This window comes from Corynebacterium sp. MSK195, assembly GCF_030228885.1.
GTDB lineage: Bacteria > Actinomycetota > Actinomycetes > Mycobacteriales > Mycobacteriaceae > Corynebacterium.
The window spans coordinates 62,743-83,927 of record NZ_JASPGT010000009.1 but is presented as its reverse complement, the minus strand read 5'-3'; the positions used below and the strand labels follow the sequence as shown (position 1 = coordinate 83,927).

Sequence of the window (21,185 nt, the reverse complement as noted above, 5' to 3'; positions counted from 1 at the left end):
CAGAAAGAAACCCCGCACCCAAGGTGCGGGGTAAGCCGCGCTAACCGCGGCGGCAGGCAGGTCCCGGGCTGGACCTGGGGTTTCAGTCTTAGGCGTAGCGCTGCAAGAAGAGCGCTTCTGCGGCAGCGATGTTCTCGATCTCGGTGGGATCGACGGACTCATTGGCCGAATGGATGGTGCACTTTGGCTCCTCCACGCCGTAGAGAGCGATCTCCGCCTTGGGGTGAGCCTCTTGCAGCTCGGTGGTCAGCGGGATGGAACCGCCCATGCCCTGTGCGGCGGTGTCCGTGCCATAGGACTCGGAAAGGCACTCGCCCAGTAGTGCAGCGGCGGGCTTTTCTGGATCGGTGGCAAAACCGGCATTGGCCTCAAGCACTTCGGCCTTAACGTGGGCGCCCCATGGGGTGTGGGCGCGGAGGTGATCACAGACGGCGTCGGCAATCGCGGCGGCATCGGCGCCGGCCGGAACGCGCAAGTTGAGCTGCGCGGAAGCGGTGGCGGGCACGGCGTTGACGGCTTCTGCCACCGGGGTGGAGGTAAAGCCGGTCACGGTAATAGCCGGGCGGGACCAGACCATATTGGCCACCGGGGTGGCACCGGCCGGGTCGTCTTCGCCCATGATCTTAGTGCCCTCCAGCAGCTGCGCATCGGCGCGGAAGGCCTCGGCTGGGTACTCTTGGCCGGACCACTCGGCGGTGGTATCCACGCCGTCGATAACGGTGCGGCCGTATTCATCGGACAGGGAGTCGATGGCGCGCATCAGCGCCTTGGCGGCATCCGGTGCCGCGCCGCCAAACTGGCCGGAGTGGACGGCGGAGGCCAAGGTATCGACCTGCACGCCAATCTGCGCGCCGCCGCGCAGGGACGTAGTCAAGGTCGGCTGGCCCACAGCGGCGTTGCCCGCATCGGCGATGAGGATGGCGTCGGCAGCAAAAAGCTCCGGGCGATCCTTGATGAGCTGGGATAGGCCCTCGCCGCCGCGCTCCTCGGAGCCCTCGATGAGGTACTTCAGGTTCACCTTGGTACCACCGTTATTGTCCACCGCGCGCAGGGCGGCCAAGTGCATGGCCACATTGCCCTTACAGTCGGCGGCGCCGCGGCCGTACCAGCGGGTGGAGCCATCAGCGGCCTCACGCTCGGTCAGGGTGAATGGATCGGATTCCCAAGCCTCGCGGTTGCCGGCCGGCACCACGTCATAGTGGGAGTACAGCAGCACCGTCTTGGCGCCCTCATCGCCCTTGCGCTCACCCAAGATGGCGGTGGAGCCATCGGCCGTGGTGATGGTTTCCACGCTCACTCCGGACTCTTCCAGTGCGGACTTAACCCACTGGCTTGCGTCCTTGGTCTGGTCCTCCAGGCCTTCCTCGTCATGGACGGAGTTAAAGGCCACGAGCTCGCTGAGCTGGCGGAAAATGGTCTCGCGGTCGTTGCGAATGCTTTCATTAAGTGCAGTCATGTTCTCTACGGTACCCGCCCGCCCCAAGCTATAGAGCAACCGGAATAGGAAAACGCTGGGGTGGTGAACTAAAATTTATTCATTCCACCCTGTGCGGATTTTGTCCGTTCGGACCCTATTCCGGGAAGAAACCGGCGCCAAACAGGCAGAAACGGACGTGGCAGGCCGCGGTTTGCTACGCAGGGTGAAACGAGAAACTTTCATAGCCGAGAATAGAAAGGACCTGGCATGGCGAACGCATCATCCGCCGCAGGTTCCAAGGCCTCCCTGCCCGAGCTGACTCTGCGCGGCATTATCATCGGTGGCCTGATTACCCTCATCTTCACCGCTGCCAATGTGTACTTAGGCCTGAAGGTGGGCTTGACCTTTGCTACCTCCATCCCGGCCGCCGTGATTTCTATGGCGGTGCTGCGCCGGTTCAAGGGCCACAACATTAAAGAAAACAACATTGTGCAGACCATTGCCTCTGCTGCGGGCACCCTGTCTGCCATCATCTTCGTCCTCCCGGGCCTGGTGATGGTGGGGTACTGGCAGGGCTTTGGCTTCCTGCAGACTGCCGGCGTGTGCATCATCGGCGGCGTGCTGGGCGTGATGTATTCCATCCCGCTGCGCCGCGCTTTGGTCACCGGCTCCGATCTGCCCTACCCGGAGGGCGTGGCCGCGGCCGAGGTCCTCAAGGTGGGCGATGAAAGTGCTTCCGGCACCAGCCACGAAGAAAATGCCAAGGGTTTGCGCGTCATCGTCGCCGGCGGTATCACCTCGGCCGTCATGGCGCTGCTGACCGCAATGAAGGCCGCCGCCTCCGAGGTCACCGCCTATTTCAAGCTCGGCGCTGGCGCGACCACCTTGGGCACCAGCCTGTCTACCGCGCTTATCGGCGTGGGTCACCTGGTGGGCCTGCCGGTAGGCATTGCCATGCTGGTAGGCGTGGTGATTTCCTACTTCATTTTGCTGCCTATCTTCACCACCGGCGATATTACGGGCGCCACCGCGCTTGCCGACGTCGTCGATACCACCTTCTCCGATGACATCCGCTTCATCGGTGTGGGGACCATGGCCATCGCCGCCATTTGGACCCTGCTGAAGATCGCCGCTCCCATTGCTGTGGGCATCCGTCAGTCTCTAGCCTCCTCGCGCGCCCGCAAGTCCGGCTCCGCCGTGGACGTTACCGAGCGTGATATTCCCTTCCCCTATGTCGCCACCACCATCGTGGCGTTCATGGTGCCTATCGCATTGCTGTTGTGGGACTTTGTGCGCGGTACCGATATCCACGACCACATGGCCGTGCTCATTACCGTCTCCGTCCTCTTTACCCTGCTGGTAGGCCTGATTATCGCCTCCGTGTGCGGCTACATGGCCGGCCTGATCGGTGCGTCTAACTCGCCAATTTCCTCCATTGGCATCATCGCCGTGCTCGCTGCCTCGCTGCTCATCGCGGCTGTCACCCGCGGCACCACTGCGGATCCTTTGTCTTTGGTGGCCTACACGCTCTTTACCGCGGCCATCGTCTTTGGCATTGCCACCATTTCCAATGACAACTTGCAGGACCTCAAGACCGGTCAGCTCGTCGGCGCTACTCCGTGGAAGCAGCAGGTTGCGCTCATCATCGGCGTGGTCTTCGGCTCCCTGGTCATCCCGCCGATTCTGCAGGTCATGCTCAATGGCTTCGGCTTCCAAGGCATGGAAGGCGCCGGCGAAGACGCCCTGGCGGCCCCGCAAGCCGCCCTAATGTCCTCCGTTGCCTCCGGCATCTTCGATAGCTCGTTGGATTGGAACCTCATCTTCATCGGCATGGCCATTGGCGCTGTCCTCATTATTATTGATGAGCTCCTGCGCAAGTTCACCGATAAGTACTCGCTGTCCCCGCTGGCCGCCGGCATGGGTATGTACCTACCGGCCGCCCTGACCATCGTCATTCCCATCGGTGCCATCTTGGGCACCTTCTATGACAAGTGGGCCGCGAAGCAATCCCACCCGGAGTTTGCCAAGCGTATGGGTACCCTCCTGGCCACCGGCCTCATCGTGGGTGAGTCCCTCTTTGGCGTGGTCAACGCCGGCATCATTGCCGCTGCTGGCGGCGAGAGCCCGCTGGAAATCTTCGAGGGCGGCACGTCTGCGACCATCGTGGGCGTGATCCTCTTTATTATCGCGCTGACGTTCATTTACCGCTGGACCAAACGCACGGTGAAGAAGGCTTAGTTCCTGATCCATTCCTTATATAATGGCGTCCCTTCGCGGGGGCGTCATTTTTTCTTGCAGTCACGGTAGGAGAGTGCCAGAATGGTCGTTAGCACTCGCACAGTATGAGTGCCAGATAAATCTACATCGTTGTGGTTGAGGTTGGTTCACACTCACCAGCCATGCCGTCGCGGGCGTCCGCAGCGAGAAAGACGTGAGTGTCGTCCTCAATAAACCAAGGAGCACAAACACAATGGCAAAGATTATCGCTTTTGATGAAGAGGCCCGCCGCGGCCTTGAGCGCGGCCTGAACACGCTTGCCGACGCCGTCAAGGTCACCCTCGGCCCCAAGGGTCGCAACGTCGTCCTGGAAAAGTCCTGGGGCGCCCCGACCATTACCAACGACGGTGTTTCCATCGCTCGCGAAATCGAGCTCGAGGATGCTTACGAGAAGATCGGCGCCGAGCTGGTCAAGGAAGTCGCCAAGAAGACTGACGACGTCGCAGGCGACGGCACCACCACCGCAACCGTGCTGGCACAGGCTCTGGTACGCGAAGGCCTGCGCAATGTGGCCGCAGGTTCCAACCCAATGGGCATCAAGCGCGGCATCGAGACCGCAACCAAGAAGGTTGTGGACTCCCTGCTGTCTTCCGCCAAGGAAGTAGAAACCCAGGAGCAGATTGCTACCACCGCTGGCATCTCCGCCGCTGACCCAGCAATCGGCGAGAAGATCGCTGAGGCTATGTACACCGTGGGCAACGGCTCCGTAAACAAGGACTCCGTTATCACCGTGGAAGAGTCCAATACCTTCGGCGTTGACCTCGAGGTAACCGAAGGCATGCGCTTTGATAAGGGCTACATCTCCGGTTATTTCGCTACCGATATGGAGCGCCAGGAGGCGGTCCTGGAGGATCCGTACATCCTGCTGGTCTCCTCCAAGATCTCCAACATCAAGGACCTCGTCCCGCTGCTGGAGAAGGTCATGCAGTCCGGCAAGCCGCTGCTCATCATCGCTGAGGACGTTGAGGGCGAGGCCCTGTCCACCCTCGTTGTGAACAAGATCCGCGGCACCTTCAAGTCCGTTGCGGTTAAGGCCCCGGGCTTCGGCGACCGCCGCAAGGCCACCCTGCAGGACATGGCCATCCTCACCGGCGGCCAGGTCATCTCCGAGGAGGTCGGCCTCTCCCTCGAGACCGCCGAGCTCGAGTACCTGGGCCAGGCACGCAAGGTTGTCGTCACCAAGGACGAGACCACCATCGTTCAGGGTGCTGGCTCTCAGGAGCAGATCGACGGCCGTATCAAGCAGATCCGTGCCGAGATCGAAAGCTCTGACTCCGACTACGACCGCGAGAAGCTGCAGGAGCGCCTGGCTAAGCTTTCCGGCGGCGTTGCCGTCCTCAAAGTCGGTGCCGCTACCGAGGTCGAGCTCAAGGAGCGCAAGCACCGCATTGAGGATGCAGTCCGCAACGCAAAGGCTGCCGTGGAAGAGGGTATCGTTGCCGGCGGCGGCGTAGCACTGCTGCAGGCCGCTTCCGTCCTGGATTCCCTGGATGATCTCAAGGGCGACGAGGCTACCGGCGTCAAGATCGTCCGCGAGGCCCTGTCTGCACCGCTGAAGCAAATTGCACACAACGCTGGCCTGGAGCCGGGCGTTGTTGCTGACAAGGTTTCCTCCCTGCCGGCAGGCGAGGGCCTGAACGCTGCTACCGGCGAGTACGTCAACCTCATGGAGGCTGGCATTAATGACCCGGTTAAGGTCACCCGCTCCGCTCTGCAGAACGCTGCATCCATTGCAGCTCTGTTCCTGACCACCGAGGCTGTCGTAGCCGACAAGCCTGAGCCGGCCGGTGCCAACAACGGCATGCCGGACGCTGACGCTATGGGCGGCATGGGCTTCTAAGTCCAAACCCCGATAGGTCTAGGAGACGGGCTCAGACAAGGCCCTTAGCGGCCTTCTAGCCCCTTTTGAGCGCCCCGCTTCTGTGCTTTAGAGCGCATGAGGCGGGGCGCTTCGGCGTGTCTGCACCACTTTGCTTCGCCGATAAGATATGAGCGCATCGCGATTTTGTTGGGCCAATCGCTGAATCTGCTTGTCACTGTGGTTTTCTAATCGGTGCACATGTTCAATTCGCAATGCCCGATTCATTACTCAGGCAGGCTTACAGTTCAGCGCCACGGTACTTAACACGCGAACCATGCGCCTCACTGACCCCGTATAGGGGTAATTTTAACGGACTAAATTAGAAATATTTTTTCGCTTGGGAAGACTAGTTTACGGGCATAACTATCGTTTGCTACACCCCAAAGCGTTACAGTGTTAAATTTTATTTAACGCTATCAACTATTCAGCAAACGAAAATCGCAGTTCAGGGCGATTGTGTCGTGAGGTAAAAACTTTTCAATACCCCCTATAGGATATAGCTCTTTTCTTATCAAATCGCCTAGATGTGAAGACACCAATGCAAAATTGACTTGCTTTAGATTGAACTTGTGCCAAAATATTTCTTGTGACGCCCACTGAGGGTGTCTGCAAACTGCAAACCCCTCCGCGGCAAAAAGCTTCGGATCTATATGTAGGAGTTCAAACATGGATCTCTCCACCATCATCACTCACCTGGACAACTTTGTTACCACCTGGGAAGGCTGGGGCAAGGTCATCAACAACACCGCTGAGGCTCTGGGCAACGCTCTCGGTTTCATCGGCTTCCTCGGTGATAACCCGTCCTCTTCTGACTTTGCTCCGGCAATGTCCTCCCTCTCTTCCAAGTAATTAACCACCTATTCTAACTTTCAAGGAGAATTCAAATGTCTGATTTCCTGATGAGCTCTGCAAACTTCCTGGACACCGAGTGGGCTGCTCTGGTTTCCGATTTCAACTTCTACGCTGACATCATGAAGCCGTTCATCGAGATCGCTAAGGGCGCTTCCGACCTGCTCGGCATGTTCGCATAAGAACATCCTTCAGTTCTGAGCTTTAATGCTCACTGAAGCAAGAAGGCCTACCGTTTCGGTAGGCCTTCTTTTTGTTTTGTTGGTCATCTGGGGGGCAGGGGTAACTGCGAAAATTTGGCGCGCTTGATGTCTACATTCGGGTTACACTAAATGCATGGCTGATATTAAAGACGACGACCTTCCCGAGATCGACCTGGCTAAAACTGACGGCTACGTCGTCGATGGAACCGATGAGGATGATCCTTCGCTAATCATGCCGGATGGTTCCCCGGTTCAGACTTGGCGTGAAAATTACCCCTACGATGAGCGTATGACTCGCGATGAGTACGAGTCCGTTAAGCGCGCGCTGCAGATTGAGCTGCTGAAGTGGCAGAACTGGACCAAGGAGACTGGCCAGCGCCATATCATCCTCTTTGAGGGTCGAGATGCGGCCGGCAAGGGTGGCACCATTAAGCGTTTTAACGAGCATCTGAACCCGCGTGGTGCTCGCACTGTGGCTCTGGAGAAGCCCTCGCCGCGCGAATCCACCTCATGGTATTTCCAGCGTTATATCGAGCACTTCCCAGCCGGTGGCGAGATCGTCTTCTTTGACCGCTCTTGGTACAACCGTTCCGGCGTGGAGCGCGTTATGGGCTTTTGTACCGAAAGCCAGCATGCGGAGTTCCTCCGTGAGGTTCCGATGCTGGAGAACATGATTCTGGGCTCGGGTATCTCCCTGACCAAGTTGTGGTTCTCTGTTACCCGTAAGGAACAGCGCACCCGCTTCGCTATCCGCCAGATCGACCCGGTGCGCCAGTGGAAGCTATCCCCGATGGACCTGGCTTCGTTGGATAAGTGGGATGACTACACCCGCGCGAAGGAAGAGCAGTTCCGCTACACGGATACGGAAGAGTCGCCGTGGATCACCATTAAGTCCAACGACAAAAAGCGCGCCCGTATTAACGCCATGCGCTATGTGCTATCCAAGTTCGAGTACACGAACAAGGATCACGAGCTGGTGGGCGAGGTCGATGAGAACATCGTCAAGCGTGGTCGCGACCAGATTGGTGACTAGGTTGAGCTAAATTAGCCGCACAATAGGCGGGAAACTCGGTAAGTCCGAGTTTCCCGCTTTTTGTTTTAAGGGGCACCAAAAGGGGGTAAATGGGAAAGAATAGTTTCGCGGAAATTAGGGGATTTTAAAAGGCTATTTCCGTGCGGTTATGTTACGGAACCGTAGGTAACATTGCCGAAAACTATTTGTGGTCTCTGTCTCAGGATATTTAGCATCACTGTTATCTCAATCTCATCTAGCACAAGGATATGACCTACAGCACCACGAGGAGACAGTGATGATGAAGAAGCACGTAACCGCTTGCCTGACGGCGGCAGCAGTACTGGCGGCACCAGTTGCGGTATCTGGTACGTTCACGGCAGGGGCAATCGCCCAGGAAGCCTCGGAGCCTGCGCCCACGGCAGACCAAAAGCCAGACGTATTGGGGCGCCCAACTGTCTCGGAAAAGCAGGTATCCGATGAGGAAGGCTACTTCGACAGTGCTCACGGCGAGGGAGTCAAGATCTACTACCGCAAGCAAAAGGTGGCCAACCCACGCGGTGCGGTGGTTCTTGCGCACGGTGTTTCTGAGCACTCGGGGCGATATGATTACGTCGCCAAGCGCCTGCTGGATGCGGGATACAACGTCTACCGTGTAGACCACCGCGGGCATGGAAAGTCCGCTGGCGGCAGCGTGCCACTGGGACACATCGATAACTTCCAGTACATCCTGGATGACTTTGACCATGTGGTGGACTTGGCCAAGGAGGAAAACCAGGGAGTAAAGACCTTCCTGCTGGGCCACTCGATGGGCGCGCTGACCGTGGAGGCCTATGGCATCCGCGAGCCGGGCAAGGTCGATGGCATCATCACCAACGGTGGCGGCGCGCCGCTGAACCTGTCGGGCAAAAATGTGGCCGGAAAGAATATCACCCCGGATGATATTTCGGAGACCCAGAAGAAGCTGGATCCCACCATCTTTGAGCGCCTGCCGCTGGCCCAACTCACCAGCTTTAATGCGCACTATGCGCAGAACCTCATTCCGCACCGCACCGAAATCGGCGCACAATCGCCGGAGTGGAGCAAGAACATCAAGCTGTCTAACCCATTCACGGATGGGGTCTCCACCAGCCAGGCGGTCAAGGACGAGTATGCTTCGAGCCCGCTTATCGCGCAGAAGACCAGCGCCGGTACCGCCCTGCAGTTGGCAGCAATCGCGAACTATGACGCCGTCAATGCGGATCTCTTCACCGCACCGACGCTCATCATGCACGGCACCAAGGACGGCATCGTGCCGCCGTACTTCTCCCAGGATTGGTACAACTCCATCTCTTCTGAAGACGTGGAGTATGTGACTTGGGAAGGCCAGAAGCATGAGGTCTTCAATGAGCCGGCTGCCGATCAAGCTCTCGATACCGTCGTGGACTGGCTCGACCGCCACGCCTAAAATACGTGGAGCTCAAAGCGCGAACTCTTGGCAGGCATACAGTGCTTGCCAAGAGTTTACGTATATGTAACCGCCTCGTTGCCCAGGCCGGATAGAAATTGAATTATGAAAAATAAACTCTGTGCTTTCTCTTCTGTCCTGGCGCTCACCGGAATGGTGGGTGCGCCCATTGCGGCGGCCCAGTCCTCGCTTCCAGGTTCCTCCTTTGGTTCTTCTTTGGGGTCATCGTTGGGCTCTTCCTGGGGGTCTTCCCAGGGCTCGTCCGAGGGGTCCTCCGCGGGGGACGATGCGCGGCCGGGGGAAAGCGCTGAGTCGCGGGTACTGTGGCAGGAAAGCTTCGACGGGGTGGATACCCCGGCATGGTTTACCCACCGCGCGCCGGAAGGGTGGAGCACGGACGTGCACGGCGTGGACTCGGGCGAGGCCCGCTGGAAGGGCTGGACCTTTGGCGATATGCGCCACTGGACCTGGGCGGCCGGTACCGACATGCGCCACTATTTCACGCAGGCGCATGACACTTTCGCCATCATTGACAACAAGCAGCAGCGCTTGGCCGAAGGCGATTCCATGACCGCAGGCCTAAAGAGCCCGGCCATCCCGGTGGCGGGGCAGGAGCGAGTGAATGTGGAATTCGACCACCATTACCGCCAGGGTAAGGATGGGCAGAATGCCACGGTAACGGTCTCCTTCGATGGTGGGGAAACCCAGGAAATCGCCGCCTTCGACAAAGACGTATTCTCTAAGCACGAGTCCATTGGCGTGGACGTGCCGGCCGGCGCGAAGAATATGCAGGTTAGCTTCAGCTACAACAACGGCAATGATGACTGGTGGTGGGCGGTGGACAACGTGGGCGTCGTCAAGCCGCTCGGTGAGCTTCAAGGCTCGCCGCAGGCTACCGTGGACGTGCTTTCCGACGTCCAAGGCGACCCCCAAGACTACAAAGACGCGGTCCGCCAGTTAAACGGCATGGAGGATAAGGCCGGGGCGCTGGTGCTCAACGGCGACCTCGTGGACGATGGCTCGCAGCGGCAGTGGGATGCTTTCTTGGCCGCGCACAGCGAGGTGCCGCACGAATCGGGCAAGGAATTGTGGACCATCGGCAACCACGAAATGTATGGCAGGGAAGGATCTGAGACCTACCTGGAGCGCTTCCTCAAATACTCCGGCCAAGATAAGCCGTGGAAGGAAGAAGTGGTGGATGGGGTGCCGCTCATTTCGGTAAATACCGAGTTCTATTCCGATGTCATGCGCCACGGCAAGGAGCCCTTCCAGCGCATCAGCAAGGAGCAGCTCGACTGGCTAGATGCGCGCCTGGCGTATTGGGATGCCAAGGGCACACCGGCGCTGGTCTTTAGCCATCCGCTGCTGCCGCAGACGGTATCGATGTCCCATTCGGCGTGGTACCAGAATGATTTCGAAGACCTTGAGGCGCTTTCCGATGTGGTCAATAAGTACAACAACATCGTGTGGTTTAGCAGCCACAGCCACTCCTCGCTGCACCAAAATAACTGGTGGGGAACCCGCCGCTACGACGGTACCGGCGAGGCCGGCCGCACCGGCTTCCCGGTAGTCAATACCGGTGCCATCCTCAATGAGTACCTGCCGGATGGCGATAATGACGAGACAATCGTCAAGGAAAAGGAAGAGGCCTCCACCGGACTGCGGGTCAAGGTCTTTGCTGACCGCGTCCGGGTGGAGGCCTGGGACTTCAAGTCCGGCGAAATGATTAAATACCAGGACTTCGCGAGGTAGGTCGCAGGTTACTGCCGTCGGCCTAGCGCTTCCACGGCTCGATGGGGTTGCCTTGCCATACAGCGTTGGTGGGCACGCGGTCACCGCGCATGACCAGCGAACCGGGACCCACGGTGGACGCCGTGCCGATGAGCGAGGCCGGCAGCGCCACCGAATGGGCGGCCAGCGTGGAGCCGTCCTGGATGGTGACGGTATCTAGGCTCATCACGCGGTCCTGGAAAAGGTGGGTTTGCACCACAGTGCCAGGGCCCACGGTGGCGGCCTCACCGATGCGGATGAGGTCCGTTTCCGGGAACCAGTAGGAATCGATCCACGCACCACGGCCGATTTCCACGCCGAGGGCGCGCAGCCCCAGGTTGATCTCGCCGGAGCCGTAGGTGTGCTGGAAGAACCACGGCGCGGCGACGACCTCCACGAAGGTATCCTGCAGCTCATTGAGCCAGACAAAAGCGGACCACAGCGGGTGGTCGGCCGCGCGGTGCTTGCCCACGCAGATCCACTTCACCGCGACGGTGACGGCCATGGCCACCGCACCCATGCCCATGAGCACGAGGCCGGAAAGGAGCCAGGTGAGGGGGAAACCGAGGGCGTCGAGAAGCGAGTCATAGACGCTGAGGGTTGCCGCGAGCAGCATGGCAGAAAACATCGGTGCCAAAAGACGCATGGTTTCCACCACACCGCGGGCGGCCTTAACGGCAAAGCCCGGGTTATAGGTCAGCGCCTCACCCGAGTTGGCGGGGGAGTCCACCTCTACGGTCACGCGGCGCATGCGCTCTGGCGGCGCACCCCACCAGTTGGCGCCGGCCTTTGTCTTCTTCGGGGTAGAAGAAAGCACGGCAACCAGCGAGTTCTTGGATAGCTTGCGGCCGGGAGCGGTGATGCCGGAGTTGCCCACAAAGGAGCGCTTGCCCACCTTGGTCTCGCCGGTGCGCATCCAGCCGCCGCCAAGCTCGTAGCCGCCGATCATAGTGTCATCGGCCAGGAAGGCACCTTCTTTGACCTCGGTGAGCTTGGGGATCATGACCGCGGTGGAGATTTCCACATTCGCGCCAATCTCCGCGCCGAGCGCGCGCAGCCACGCTGGGGTCAGCTGCGAGGCATAGAGCGGGAAGAGCTTGGTGCGGGCCTCGTCCATGAGGCGCTCGATGGCCCACAGGCGCCAGCCCTTGGCCGAGCGTACGGGTGCTACGCCTGGGCTAATGCCCAGCGAGAGGATGCGCACGCCCAGCCAGGTCTGCAGCATATAGGTGGCAAAGGCCGCCAGCGCGCCGACGGGAGCGAAGAAGACCGCGCCGACGAAGCTATCGCCACCCGTGGAATGCACGAGGGCTAAGACGACGGCCGCGCCTACCGCCAGCGCAACAACCGGCTGGATGGCCAGCAGGACGGAGGTGGCGTCATAAATGGCCACCCACCACGGCCGGTGCTTCGGGGGATGGGACGGGAAGCGGTGCTTGGAGCGGCCCACCTTCTTGGCAGGTGAGCCGGACCAACGCTGTCCGTCCTTGATTTTCTTGCGGCCGGTGACGGTGGAACCGGCCTCCACGTGGGCATACTTGCCCACCACGGTGCCAGATAGCAGCGTGGAGCGCGCGCCCACGCGAGCGCCTTCCTTGACGTCGATGGCGCCCACATGCAGGATATCGCCGTCCAGCCAATAACCGGAGAGGTCCACTTCGGGCTCGATGGCGGCGTGCTTACCCAAGGTGAGCAGGCCGGTCACCGGCGGCAGAGAGTGCAGGTCCACGCCGCGCTTGACCTTGACGCCAAGAGCACGGGCGTAGTTATTCACGCGCGTGGCGCCGGCCAGGGAGCTCGCGCCGGAGGCATTAGCCCAGCGCTCGGCCGCCCAGATGCGCAGGTGCGTCGAACCGCCGCGCGGGTAATCGCCCGGCTTAATGCCGGCCGTAATAAGACGCGCACCGTAGCCGCCAATGGGGATGCGGCCGACTGGGGTCACAAAGACGATGAGCATGGCGATGACCAGCCACCACGGATAGGCCGCGGCCCACTCGAAGCCCAGCGATGCCGCCACGGTGGAACCCAGCATGAGCCAGGCCAGCCAGCTGGATGCTGCCAGCGTCATGATGGGGATCTGAATCAGGGTTTGGGCGAGGCGGGTGCCGAAGCCGACCTTGGTGACCTCGCGCATGGGGACGTCAGCAGCCGCGGGGCGCGGTTCGGCGCCGGCAATGAGCTCGGCCAGTGAGCCCAAGCGCGGGTGGTCGTAGAGGTCGCGCACGGCCACGGTGGGGTAGCGCTCCCTGATATGGCCCACGAGGGTCGCGGCCGCCAACGAGGTGCCGCCGAGCGAGAAAAAGTCGGCGTTCTCGTCTTCCACGGACACGCCGAGGGTTTCGACCCACAGCTCCGCGAGCCACTTCTCGGTCTCGGTCAGCGTGGTCGATTCCACGCCCACTCCAGGCAGCGGCCACGGCAGGGCCTTCTTATCCACCTTGCCGGAGGTGCGCACCGGCAGTTCTTCCATTACGCAGATGCGCGGGACGAGTGCGGCCGGCATGGTTTCGGCCAGGCGGGCGTGCGCCGCCTCGTGATCGAAGCCCTTGGCCTCATCCTCGAGGGAAACATAGCCCACCAGGACGGACTCGCCGCCCGGGGTCTTTTGCACGGCCACGGCCGAGTTATAGACGTTATCCAGGGCCGCGACATTGGCTTCGACCTCGCCGAGCTCGATGCGGCGCCCGCCAATTTTCACCTGGTCATCCACGCGGCCGACGAAGTACAGCCCGTCTTCTTCCAGGCGCACGTGGTCACCGGTGCGATACGCACGCTGCCAGCCCATTGACTCCAGCGGAGCGTACTTCTCCGCGTCCTTGGCCGGATCCAGGTAGGACGCCAGTCCCACGCCGCCGATCACCAGCTCGCCGACGCCGCCCATTTCCACAGGCATGCCCTGCTTGTCGACGACCACCAGGTCCCACCCATTCAACGGCAAGCCAATGGACACCGGCCGTCCGGGCAGCATTTGCTGCGCACAGGCGACGACGGTGGCCTCGGTAGGGCCGTAGGTATTCCACATCTCGCGGTCCTCGGTGGCCAGGCGGTCCACCAACTCCTGCGAGCAGGCTTCGCCGCCGACAATGAGCAGGCGGATATTATCCAGCGCCTCGGCCGGCCACAGGCCCGCCAAGGTAGGCACGGTGGACACGACGGTGATATCGCGGCGGATGAGCCACGGGCCCAAGTCCATGCCGGAGCGCACCAGGGATCGCGGCGCCGGGACCAGGCAGCCGCCATGGCCCCAGGCCAGCCACATTTCCTCGCAGGAGGCATCGAAGGCGACGGATAGCCCGGCGAGCACACGATCCTCCGGGCCGAGTGGCCCGTGCGGGTGATTGACCAAAAAGAGGCTGGCCTCGGCGTCCACGAAGGCGGCCGCGGAGCGGTGGCTTACAGCCACGCCCTTCGGCTTGCCGGTAGAACCGGAGGTGAAAATGATCCACGCGGTGTCTTCTGGGCGCGGGGCATTGGGGTTCTCAGCCGGCTCCTCGGCGGACCTGTCGGGGGCGTCTGGGCGCGCGGAATCGCGCAGGAAGCGGAAGCCTTCATCTGTAAAGACGCCATCGATATCGGCCTCGCCGAAGACCATCTCGGCGCGCTCGTCTGGGTCATCGGCGTCGACAGGCACGTAGGCCGCGCCTGCCGCCAGGGTCGCCAAAATGGCGAGGTAGAGCTCGCGCTTGCCGGAAGTCATTCGAATGCCGATGCGATCGCCCCGGCGCACGCCATTGGCGTGCAGCTCGGTGGCCCACAGCTCGACTTCGTGGATGAGCTCGGAGTAGGTGATGATTTCGCCGTCGTCCAGCGCGGCGGCGTCTGGGTGCATCTCCGCGGTGGTGGTGATGATGTCCCACAGCGTGCGCGGCCGCGGTGCCGCGCTACCTAGAAGGTACTGCTGCGGGACACGTGATTCGGGTCCTGCCATTTACGCCTCTTCTTCGTCCGCGGCGATGATGGACTTGGCCAACTTACGCAGGTGCTTGAGCTGCTTATTGGTGGACTCATCCAAAGCCTCGTCCTCGGCGGCGGAAACAAGCTCCGCCAAGTCCTTGTGGGCCTTCGCGCCCTTCTTGGTGGACGCGACGATCTGGCGGCGACGATCCTTCGGATCGCGCTCGCGCTTGGCCCAGCCGCGGTCCTCGAGGGCGTCGATAAGACGCACCATGTCAGAAGCGTCAATGGCCAGGGTCTCGGAGAGGTAGGACTGCGACGCGGCATCCGCGTCTACCAGGCAGGTAAGGACCCAGTACTCGCGCAGCGTCGTCTGCTTGGTCTGCAGGGCGGCCTCGACGCCATCGCGGGTGCGGCGGCGGAGGCGCTCCAGCTGGAATGACGGGGATTCGAGTAGGGCAGTTGGGATTACAGAATTATTCGTGGAAGCCATACCATCATAATAATCCCAAAAGATTGGTTAAGGCCAATTAATCCGTTTCGATGGGAAGTCCGGCAGCCTTCCACTTATCCGTGCCGCCATCGACGTTGATGGTGTCCCAGCCCAGCGCATGCTCCAGATACTGGCAGACCTGCATGCTGCGGCCGCCCGCGTGGCAGATGACGTAAATGTCCTTGTCCGGGTCGATTTCCTGGATGCGACCCGTAATCTCACTCATCGGGATATGGGTCGCGCCCTTCGCGCGCTCCACCGCCCACTCATCATTCTCGCGGACATCAATGAGCTGAGCGCCTTCTGGTACTTCAGTTGGTTGAACGTTTTTCATGTCTCATACCCTAGTCACGCATAGGTTCTTATGCTGCTCCGTGTTCCGCGTCCGAGAAGAGCCGTGAGCAACCAGGTGCGTCGAAAACTGTGTGCTCGGCCCGTTGAGTCAATTGCCTGTTCCAGCAGCTTTAGCTCTTGTCTCGCTAGACTTGTAGCCCAAACAGTTATCTGCTTCAGTGCTTAACCTCTTGTAGTCGAGGCTTAAAGTATGCCTTGGGCCAAGTCCTTGGCATCCGCGGTGGATGTGCGCAGGGCCTCAATTTCCAGCGGCAACCGAGGTGAATTCAGGCGAACCTGTCTTGGTCGTGATTAGAGTGGCGTACAGCCCACGGTACGGCTTGCTGTTCATAGTGAGAGTGGGTCTTCTCCGCCACGTTTTCAACATTCATCTGAGTTGAAAGGGAAATTTTTGATGCAAAGTCTTACAGGGATGCGGACAGAGCTTCGACAAGGGACGCTTGAAATCGATGGCATCACCATTGAATGCGATATCGAGGTGAGCTTGGAGCCTCACACCGAATATATTGTCAACCTCGAATTTGCAGTTCGTCCAGGAACGGCTCCCACTGCAATGAGGCTTAGGACCTATAGCGCTGAGTTCCTACTCATTGATAATGAGACAGAAAACAGCATTCGACTTACCGATGGCGTTAGTAATAGCGCAAGCTTTCGTCTGCGAACCGGACAACAGTCAGACTGGCTCAGTGTTTTTAACGAATACCTCCATAGTTACAAGAAAGGTGTCGAACCTGGCTATGAATGCATGACTGGCGATTCAGGGATTGTTATCACCAAGAGGGACGGCGACACCATTCACTTTGCCTGCAATAACCGCAGTCCACGGGAGCAGCTAGCGTTTGAGGACGTCACGGGGACGCTTACGGTTACGAAAGTTGGTTCAGCGGAAGATCCCTCCATTGCCCCTGTAGAGGATGGATCGCCGATTCAGCAATATTGCTGTCATCGACAGTGGTGGAGAAGTACCCGAGGAAAAGGAACTCGTTGATATTGCTACCTCGCTTTCGGGCACGATCTCCCCGACAAGCGAAGCGGTCACCACTTTAATTGACAGGCTTGAAGGACTTAACTACACCATCAATTCTTCCGCAGACAATGCCGTCACCATCGAAGTGGACATCTCGGATGAGGACACCACCGAATTCGCTATGGTCGATGAGGCTCGACTGTGGAATCTCAACCTTGTGAAGGTTAAAACTCGCACCTTGCTGGATCAGAGCACAAACCGGCCAGAAAGTTAGGCCACGACTGCTCAGAATTTGGATGCGAAGGACCGCGTGATTCTTCGTGTTGAAGAACGAATTCTGGCGGAGAGCACGCAGGTGCAAGCCGCGGATCTGGCTGTGGCACTTAAATCGTCGGTTCGTGTGAGGAGTCGATGTCGTTCACGGTAAATAGCGCCGGAAAATGGGGGTCGCGCGCTATTTACCGTGAGCGTCGTGCGGGCGGACCGCGACGATACTCGGTGGCGCATGGGGTCAAAGTGACGTACACGGCGCTGGCCCCGCGCAGGCCTGCGTGCGCGTTTTAACGGTGCGCGGAGAGGTACTCCAGAATCGCCTTGACGCGGCGGTTGTCCTCGCTGGGGTCTAAGCGAAGCTTGGTGAAGATGTTGGAGACATGCTTGGCCACCGCGGCGGCGGATAAAACGAGCTCGGCGGCGATGTCCTTGTTGGACTTGCCGCGGGACATTAATTCGAGAACCTCGCGCTCGCGCGGGCTGAGCTCGCCCAAGCCGCTGCGTCCGGAGCTCATGAGAGCTTGAGCCACGGTGGGGTCGATGACGGTGCCGCCCTGGGCCACCACGTCCAGGCTGGCCAGGAAGTCGCGCACCTCGGAGACACGGTCCTTCAAAAGGTAGCCGGTGCCGGCCCCGGGGGAGTCGAAGAGCTCCACCGCATAGGCCGGGGCCACGTATTGGGAGAGCACCATGACGGGCAGGCCCGGGTAGGCGTTTCTCAAATTCACGGCGGCTTTCAAACCATCGTCGCCCATGCCCGGCGGCATGCGCACGTCCGTGATGACGATGTCCGGCAGGTCGTCGCGCAGTTTATCCACCACAGCCTCGAGCGAAGGAGCAGAGGAAGCCTGGCCCACTACAGAGTGCCCGCGGCGCTCCAACAGGCCGGCCAGGCCCTCGCGCAGAATGGCGGAGTCATCCGCTACCACAATCCTTAAGCTCATCTTTTACACTCCTGGCTGTCCGCGATCGAGAAGAAGGGGAATGGACCCGGCCACCCGGGTCGGGCCGCCAGGCGGTGAGGACAAAGACATTTCTCCACCGAAGGCAGCAAGACGCTCGGCCATCCCCGCCAGGCCGTGCCCGGGGACGACCTGTGCGCCGCCGTGGCCCTCATCCACCACGGTGATGCGCAGCGAATCGTCCGAGGTCACCAGCACCGAAACCGGCGCGCCCGGCGCATGCTTGGCCGCATTCGTCAAAGCTTCCGTGCCGAAGAAATAGCCGCAGGCCAGCACGGAGGCGGAGAGCTCAGGCAGAGGATGCGGGGCGAAGACGCTGACGTGGGGGCCGTGGGAGGAGGCGGCGTCGGCAAGCGCGGCGACCAGGCCGTGATCCTGCAGCACCTGTGGGTGAATACCGTGCACCGTGGCGCGCAGGGAATTCAGGCCGCGGTCCACGTCCTGCTTTGCAGCGGTGAGGAGCTCGGTGAGGTCAGCGGGGGCGTCGAGAAGAGCCTCGCCCAACTTCATGCTCGCGGCCACGAGGTATTGCTGCGCGCCGTCGTGCAGGTCGCGCTCGATGCGGGCGCGCTCCACCTCGTAGGCGTCCGCGATGGCGCGCCGCGAGGCCGTGAGCTGCGCAATCTGCTGCGCCTGCTGCTGCTCGTGCGTGGTGGGTTGGGGCTTTTTACGGAACACGGTTCACAGCATATCGGGCGCCCCGAACTACAGGGGTAGTGCTGGCACTACCTTAAAGAGCAACGCTAGGGCTGTTCTTTCCGCGGGCCCGGCACGGTGGAATGAGAGACATGGCACAGACACTTTCCCTGACAGACATCACCAAGGACTTCGGCGGCGGCCCGGTGCTCGCCGGAATTTCCCTCGACATTGAACCGGGCGAGCTCGTGGCCGTCATGGGGCCGTCCGGCTCCGGCAAATCCACGCTGCTGCACTGCATGTCCGGCGTGCTGACGCCTACGCACGGCAGCGTGCGCTACGGCGACGAGGAGCTCTCCGCGCTTGGCGACGGCCCCCGCTCCCGCACCCGCCTGCGCAACTTCGGCTTCGTCTTCCAAGACGGCCAGCTGCTGCCGGAGCTGAGCAACGTGGACAACGTGGCGCTGCCCGCCATGCTCAACGGAGTATCGCGTGGGGCTGCCCGCAAGCGCGCGATGGAGCTTCTTGATCAGCTTGGCCTTGGCGGTTTGGCGGATCGTCGCCCGGCGCAGGTCTCCGGTGGCCAGGCGCAGCGCGTGACCATCGCGCGTGCACTGGTGGCAAATCCGGGCATCGTCTTCGCCGACGAGCCCACCGGTGCGCTGGACCAGTCCACCGGCCACGAGGTCATGCAGATGCTCACCACCATCGTGCGCCAGGCCGGGGCGAGCCTGGTCATGGTCACGCACGACCCGAAGGTGGCCGATTGGATGCAGCGCCGCGTGGAGATTCGCGATGGCATCATTCACGACGACCGCCGCCTGGGGGTGATTCGATGAACACCGCCACCTTGGTCTATGACCTGCAGCGCGAATCCATTCGCGCGCGCTCGGGCACGGGCATCGTCTCTCTATTGGCGATTGTGAGCCTGACCATCGGTTCCGCCATCGCCTTTTTGGTTGCGGGTGGTACCTGGATGTTTTGGGAGCGCGCCCAGCACGTCGAGGACGCCGCGCCCGCCCTCAAGGAGGCCTTTGGCAACGAGATGGAGGCCTTCCTCTATCCCTGGTTCGCCCTGGCTCTCTTTGCCTGCGCGTTCATCCTTCCCGCGCTGTTTAACCTCACCTCGCAGGCCGCCGTCCTGGGTGCGTCCGGCAGGGAGCAGCGCCTGGCCACCCTGCGCCTGCTGGGCTTAAGTTCCAGCCAGGTGGAGCGCATGGCCATTGTGGAAACCGGCCTCCAGGCGGTGATCGGCATCGTGCTCGGCGGGCTGATTAGCCTACTCGTCGCACCGGTCCTTACCCAGCTGGACTTCCAGATGCGGCCCATTGACCTGACAGAGATTCTGCTGCCCTGGTGGGGATATATAGCTGTGGCCGGCGTGCTCTTCCTCTTGGCCATCGGCGCGGCACTGTACGGCATGCGCCGCGTGCGGGTGAGCCCGCTGGGCGTGGCCAAACGCCAGATGCCCGCGGCCTACCGCTGGTGGCGCGCCATCGTCTTCCTCATCATCGTGGCAGTCGGCGGCGTGTTCCTCACGGGCAAGGCGGGCCCGCCCACCGCGATGGTCATCGTGGTCATGTTTGGCATGCTGATGAGCATCAACCTCATCGCGCCTTTCATCCTGCAGCTGGGCGCGCACGTCTTCTCCCTCCTCCCCGGAACCGCGCACTTCGTGGCCTGCAAGCGCGTGGCGGGCAATGCCCGCCCGGCATGGCGGCGCAGCGCTGCCATCGGTTTCTTCGGCTACCTGGCCGGCTTCCTCGTCGCCGCGCCCCTGGGCTCCGATGCCTTGGCCTCGGTGGTCAAAGAAGATCCCGGGATGAACGTGGTGTTCAAGGACATCTCCACTGGCGTTGTACTAACCCTCGTCTTCGGCTTCACGTTGACCACCATGTCCATCATCCTGGGTCAGGTTTCCGGCATCTTCGAGGACAAGGAGCTCATCCGCTCTCTGGATTTGATGGGCGTGCCGCGCGGCTTCCAGTTCCGCTCCGGGGCGCTGACCGTCATGGGGCCGGTCGTGGCCTTGAGCTTCTTCGGTTTTCTCTTCGGCGGCGGAATTGCTTCGCTGATGTTCTTCTCCAACGTCGAGCAAAGCGACGTCGATGTGAGCGCTCGCCTGCTTATGGCCTTCGGCTTCCTGGCGGTGGGCTGGGTGGTCACGCTTCTTGCCATTGTCCTTGTTGAACCGTTGCGCGGCTACGTGCTGCGCACAGGAGGTCGAAAAGAATGAAAACTGTGCTGAAAATTTTGGCGGACTTTTCGGCGTTGCCTTTATCGCGGTGCTCGCCGCCGTGTACTTCCTCGGCCCCTCCTATGGCGGGGCGCTGCTGGGCAAGCCCTATATTCCTTTCAACACCAGCGAAAAACGTATAAACACCGCGGTGGTGGATGCCGCAGCGTATACCGGAATCTATGGCGAGAGCGAAGAATTTCAGCGCGCCCGCGAGGCTTTTAAAGAGGACCCGACCAACGCGGAGCTCCTCGTTGCCGCCATCGACGCCGCCTCCTCCGCCGAAGCCATCCTCCTGACCTTCCGCGGCCTGGACAACGTGCGCACCTTCGGCGAGCCGATCGCCGGCTACGCCTCCGCCAACGTGGTGCTGGATTACCCGGACAGCCGCTCGCTCATGCTCACTACTGCCAAGGACAAGGCGCGCACGGGCGAGGAGTTCGCCGAGGACCCCATCGCTCCTGATGCCCCGGAGTCTGAGCTCGACGGCTCGCTTGCCTCCCATTGTGGCTCCTAAGGCGCGGTTTTCGTCCA

17 protein-coding genes are annotated in these 21,185 nt (G+C 61.0%); 11 read left to right on the top strand and 6 right to left on the bottom strand.

Translation table 11 applies throughout. The features are described from left to right. Window positions 1-88 precede the first annotated feature (88 nt). Window positions 89-1,456, bottom strand: coding sequence for a dipeptidase (locus QP909_RS09345; protein WP_284767039.1), 1,368 nt, complete (start codon window positions 1,454-1,456; stop codon window positions 89-91). Between the two features lie 228 nt (window positions 1,457-1,684). On the opposite strand from QP909_RS09345, the gene QP909_RS09340 reads away from it, so the two are divergent. The 7 genes from QP909_RS09340 to QP909_RS09310 all read left to right on the top strand — a co-directional run bounded on the left by QP909_RS09340 (window position 1,685) and on the right by QP909_RS09310 (window position 10,818). Then, window positions 1,685-3,655: an OPT family oligopeptide transporter gene (locus tag QP909_RS09340; protein WP_284767038.1), complete on the top strand. Its 1,971-nt coding sequence runs from the start codon at window positions 1,685-1,687 to the stop codon at window positions 3,653-3,655. Between the two features lie 232 nt (window positions 3,656-3,887). After that, on the top strand, window positions 3,888-5,534 hold the full coding sequence (gene groL / locus QP909_RS09335; protein ID WP_023019954.1) for a chaperonin GroEL: 1,647 nt from the start codon (window positions 3,888-3,890) through the stop codon (window positions 5,532-5,534). A gap of 687 nt (window positions 5,535-6,221) precedes the next feature. Continuing rightward, window positions 6,222-6,404, top strand: a complete 183-nt coding sequence (locus QP909_RS09330; RefSeq protein ID WP_284767037.1) for a hypothetical protein — start codon at window positions 6,222-6,224, stop codon at window positions 6,402-6,404. 35 nt (window positions 6,405-6,439) lie between these two features. After that, entirely contained in the window at window positions 6,440-6,586 is a 147-nt protein-coding gene (locus QP909_RS09325; protein ID WP_284767036.1) for a hypothetical protein, read from the top strand. 154 nt (window positions 6,587-6,740) lie between these two features. Then, window positions 6,741-7,640: a polyphosphate kinase 2 gene (ppk2, locus tag QP909_RS09320; protein ID WP_005329883.1), complete on the top strand. Its 900-nt coding sequence runs from the start codon at window positions 6,741-6,743 to the stop codon at window positions 7,638-7,640. A gap of 277 nt (window positions 7,641-7,917) precedes the next feature. Continuing rightward, window positions 7,918-9,066: an alpha/beta hydrolase gene (locus tag QP909_RS09315; protein ID WP_284767035.1), complete on the top strand. Its 1,149-nt coding sequence runs from the start codon at window positions 7,918-7,920 to the stop codon at window positions 9,064-9,066. 105 nt (window positions 9,067-9,171) lie between these two features. Then, entirely contained in the window at window positions 9,172-10,818 is a 1,647-nt protein-coding gene (locus QP909_RS09310) for a metallophosphoesterase family protein (protein ID WP_284767034.1), read from the top strand. Window positions 10,819-10,840: 22 nt separating this feature from the next. On the opposite strand, the gene QP909_RS09305 is transcribed toward QP909_RS09310, so the two are convergent. From QP909_RS09305 to QP909_RS09295, 3 genes are read right to left on the bottom strand one after another with little or no spacing between them, the layout of a single operon-like run. Then, window positions 10,841-14,764, bottom strand: coding sequence for a Pls/PosA family non-ribosomal peptide synthetase (locus QP909_RS09305; protein WP_284767033.1), 3,924 nt, complete (start codon window positions 14,762-14,764; stop codon window positions 10,841-10,843). Continuing rightward, complete coding sequence (locus tag QP909_RS09300) at window positions 14,765-15,223, bottom strand: MarR family winged helix-turn-helix transcriptional regulator (RefSeq protein ID WP_284767032.1); 459 nt, start codon at window positions 15,221-15,223, stop codon at window positions 14,765-14,767. Between the two features lie 37 nt (window positions 15,224-15,260). Beyond that, the gene (locus tag QP909_RS09295; protein WP_005325643.1) at window positions 15,261-15,557 is read right to left on the bottom strand and encodes a rhodanese-like domain-containing protein; all 297 of its coding nucleotides are present in this window, start codon (window positions 15,555-15,557) and stop codon (window positions 15,261-15,263) included. Between the two features lie 934 nt (window positions 15,558-16,491). On the opposite strand from QP909_RS09295, the gene QP909_RS09290 reads away from it, so the two are divergent. Next, the gene (locus QP909_RS09290) at window positions 16,492-16,818 is read left to right on the top strand and encodes a hypothetical protein (protein ID WP_284767031.1); all 327 of its coding nucleotides are present in this window, start codon (window positions 16,492-16,494) and stop codon (window positions 16,816-16,818) included. 286 nt (window positions 16,819-17,104) lie between these two features. Here the strand turns inward: QP909_RS09290 and QP909_RS09285 are convergent, their stop codons facing one another. Both QP909_RS09285 and QP909_RS09280 read right to left on the bottom strand, forming a co-directional pair. Further along, window positions 17,105-17,761, bottom strand: coding sequence for a LuxR C-terminal-related transcriptional regulator (locus tag QP909_RS09285; protein WP_284767030.1), 657 nt, complete (start codon window positions 17,759-17,761; stop codon window positions 17,105-17,107). Window positions 17,762-17,764: 3 nt separating this feature from the next. After that, window positions 17,765-18,457, bottom strand: a complete 693-nt coding sequence (locus QP909_RS09280) for a sensor histidine kinase (protein ID WP_005325646.1) — start codon at window positions 18,455-18,457, stop codon at window positions 17,765-17,767. Window positions 18,458-18,567: 110 nt separating this feature from the next. On the opposite strand from QP909_RS09280, the gene QP909_RS09275 reads away from it, so the two are divergent. The 3 genes from QP909_RS09275 to QP909_RS09265 are packed head-to-tail and all read left to right on the top strand — an operon-like array spanning window position 18,568 to window position 21,168. After that, on the top strand, window positions 18,568-19,254 hold the full coding sequence (locus QP909_RS09275) for an ABC transporter ATP-binding protein (RefSeq protein ID WP_284767029.1): 687 nt from the start codon (window positions 18,568-18,570) through the stop codon (window positions 19,252-19,254). Further along, window positions 19,251-20,651 (top strand): FtsX-like permease family protein, encoded by a 1,401-nt coding sequence (locus QP909_RS09270; protein WP_284767028.1) that lies wholly within the window; start codon window positions 19,251-19,253, stop codon window positions 20,649-20,651. The genes QP909_RS09275 and QP909_RS09270 overlap by 4 nt, the downstream gene beginning before the upstream one ends. Then, window positions 20,593-21,168 carry a hypothetical protein gene (locus QP909_RS09265; RefSeq protein ID WP_284767027.1) on the top strand — a complete coding sequence of 192 codons (576 nt, stop codon included), beginning with the start codon at window positions 20,593-20,595 and terminating at the stop codon, window positions 21,166-21,168. The genes QP909_RS09270 and QP909_RS09265 overlap by 59 nt, the downstream gene beginning before the upstream one ends. Window positions 21,169-21,185 lie beyond the last annotated feature (17 nt).

Excerpts from the sequence above, each read along its gene's own strand:
- QP909_RS09310 (WP_284767034.1), top strand. The coding sequence starts at position 9,172 with ATGAAAAATAAACTCTGTGCTTTCTCTTCTGTCCTGGCGCTCACCGGA.
- QP909_RS09305 (WP_284767033.1), bottom strand. The coding sequence starts at position 14,764 with ATGGCAGGACCCGAATCACGTGTCCCGCAGCAGTACCTTCTAGGTAGC.
- ppk2 (WP_005329883.1), top strand. The coding sequence starts at position 6,741 with ATGGCTGATATTAAAGACGACGACCTTCCCGAGATCGACCTGGCTAAA.
- QP909_RS09325 (WP_284767036.1), top strand. The coding sequence starts at position 6,440 with ATGTCTGATTTCCTGATGAGCTCTGCAAACTTCCTGGACACCGAGTGG.
- QP909_RS09340 (WP_284767038.1), top strand. The coding sequence starts at position 1,685 with ATGGCGAACGCATCATCCGCCGCAGGTTCCAAGGCCTCCCTGCCCGAG.
- groL (WP_023019954.1), top strand. The coding sequence starts at position 3,888 with ATGGCAAAGATTATCGCTTTTGATGAAGAGGCCCGCCGCGGCCTTGAG.
- QP909_RS09270 (WP_284767028.1), top strand. The coding sequence starts at position 19,251 with ATGAACACCGCCACCTTGGTCTATGACCTGCAGCGCGAATCCATTCGC.
- QP909_RS09315 (WP_284767035.1), top strand. The coding sequence starts at position 7,918 with ATGATGAAGAAGCACGTAACCGCTTGCCTGACGGCGGCAGCAGTACTG.
- QP909_RS09300 (WP_284767032.1), bottom strand. The coding sequence starts at position 15,223 with ATGGCTTCCACGAATAATTCTGTAATCCCAACTGCCCTACTCGAATCC.
- QP909_RS09330 (WP_284767037.1), top strand. The coding sequence starts at position 6,222 with ATGGATCTCTCCACCATCATCACTCACCTGGACAACTTTGTTACCACC.
- QP909_RS09345 (WP_284767039.1), bottom strand. The coding sequence starts at position 1,456 with ATGACTGCACTTAATGAAAGCATTCGCAACGACCGCGAGACCATTTTC.
- QP909_RS09295 (WP_005325643.1), bottom strand. The coding sequence starts at position 15,557 with ATGAAAAACGTTCAACCAACTGAAGTACCAGAAGGCGCTCAGCTCATT.
- QP909_RS09285 (WP_284767030.1), bottom strand. The coding sequence starts at position 17,761 with ATGAGCTTAAGGATTGTGGTAGCGGATGACTCCGCCATTCTGCGCGAG.
- QP909_RS09290 (WP_284767031.1), top strand. The coding sequence starts at position 16,492 with ATGGATCGCCGATTCAGCAATATTGCTGTCATCGACAGTGGTGGAGAA.
- QP909_RS09275 (WP_284767029.1), top strand. The coding sequence starts at position 18,568 with ATGGCACAGACACTTTCCCTGACAGACATCACCAAGGACTTCGGCGGC.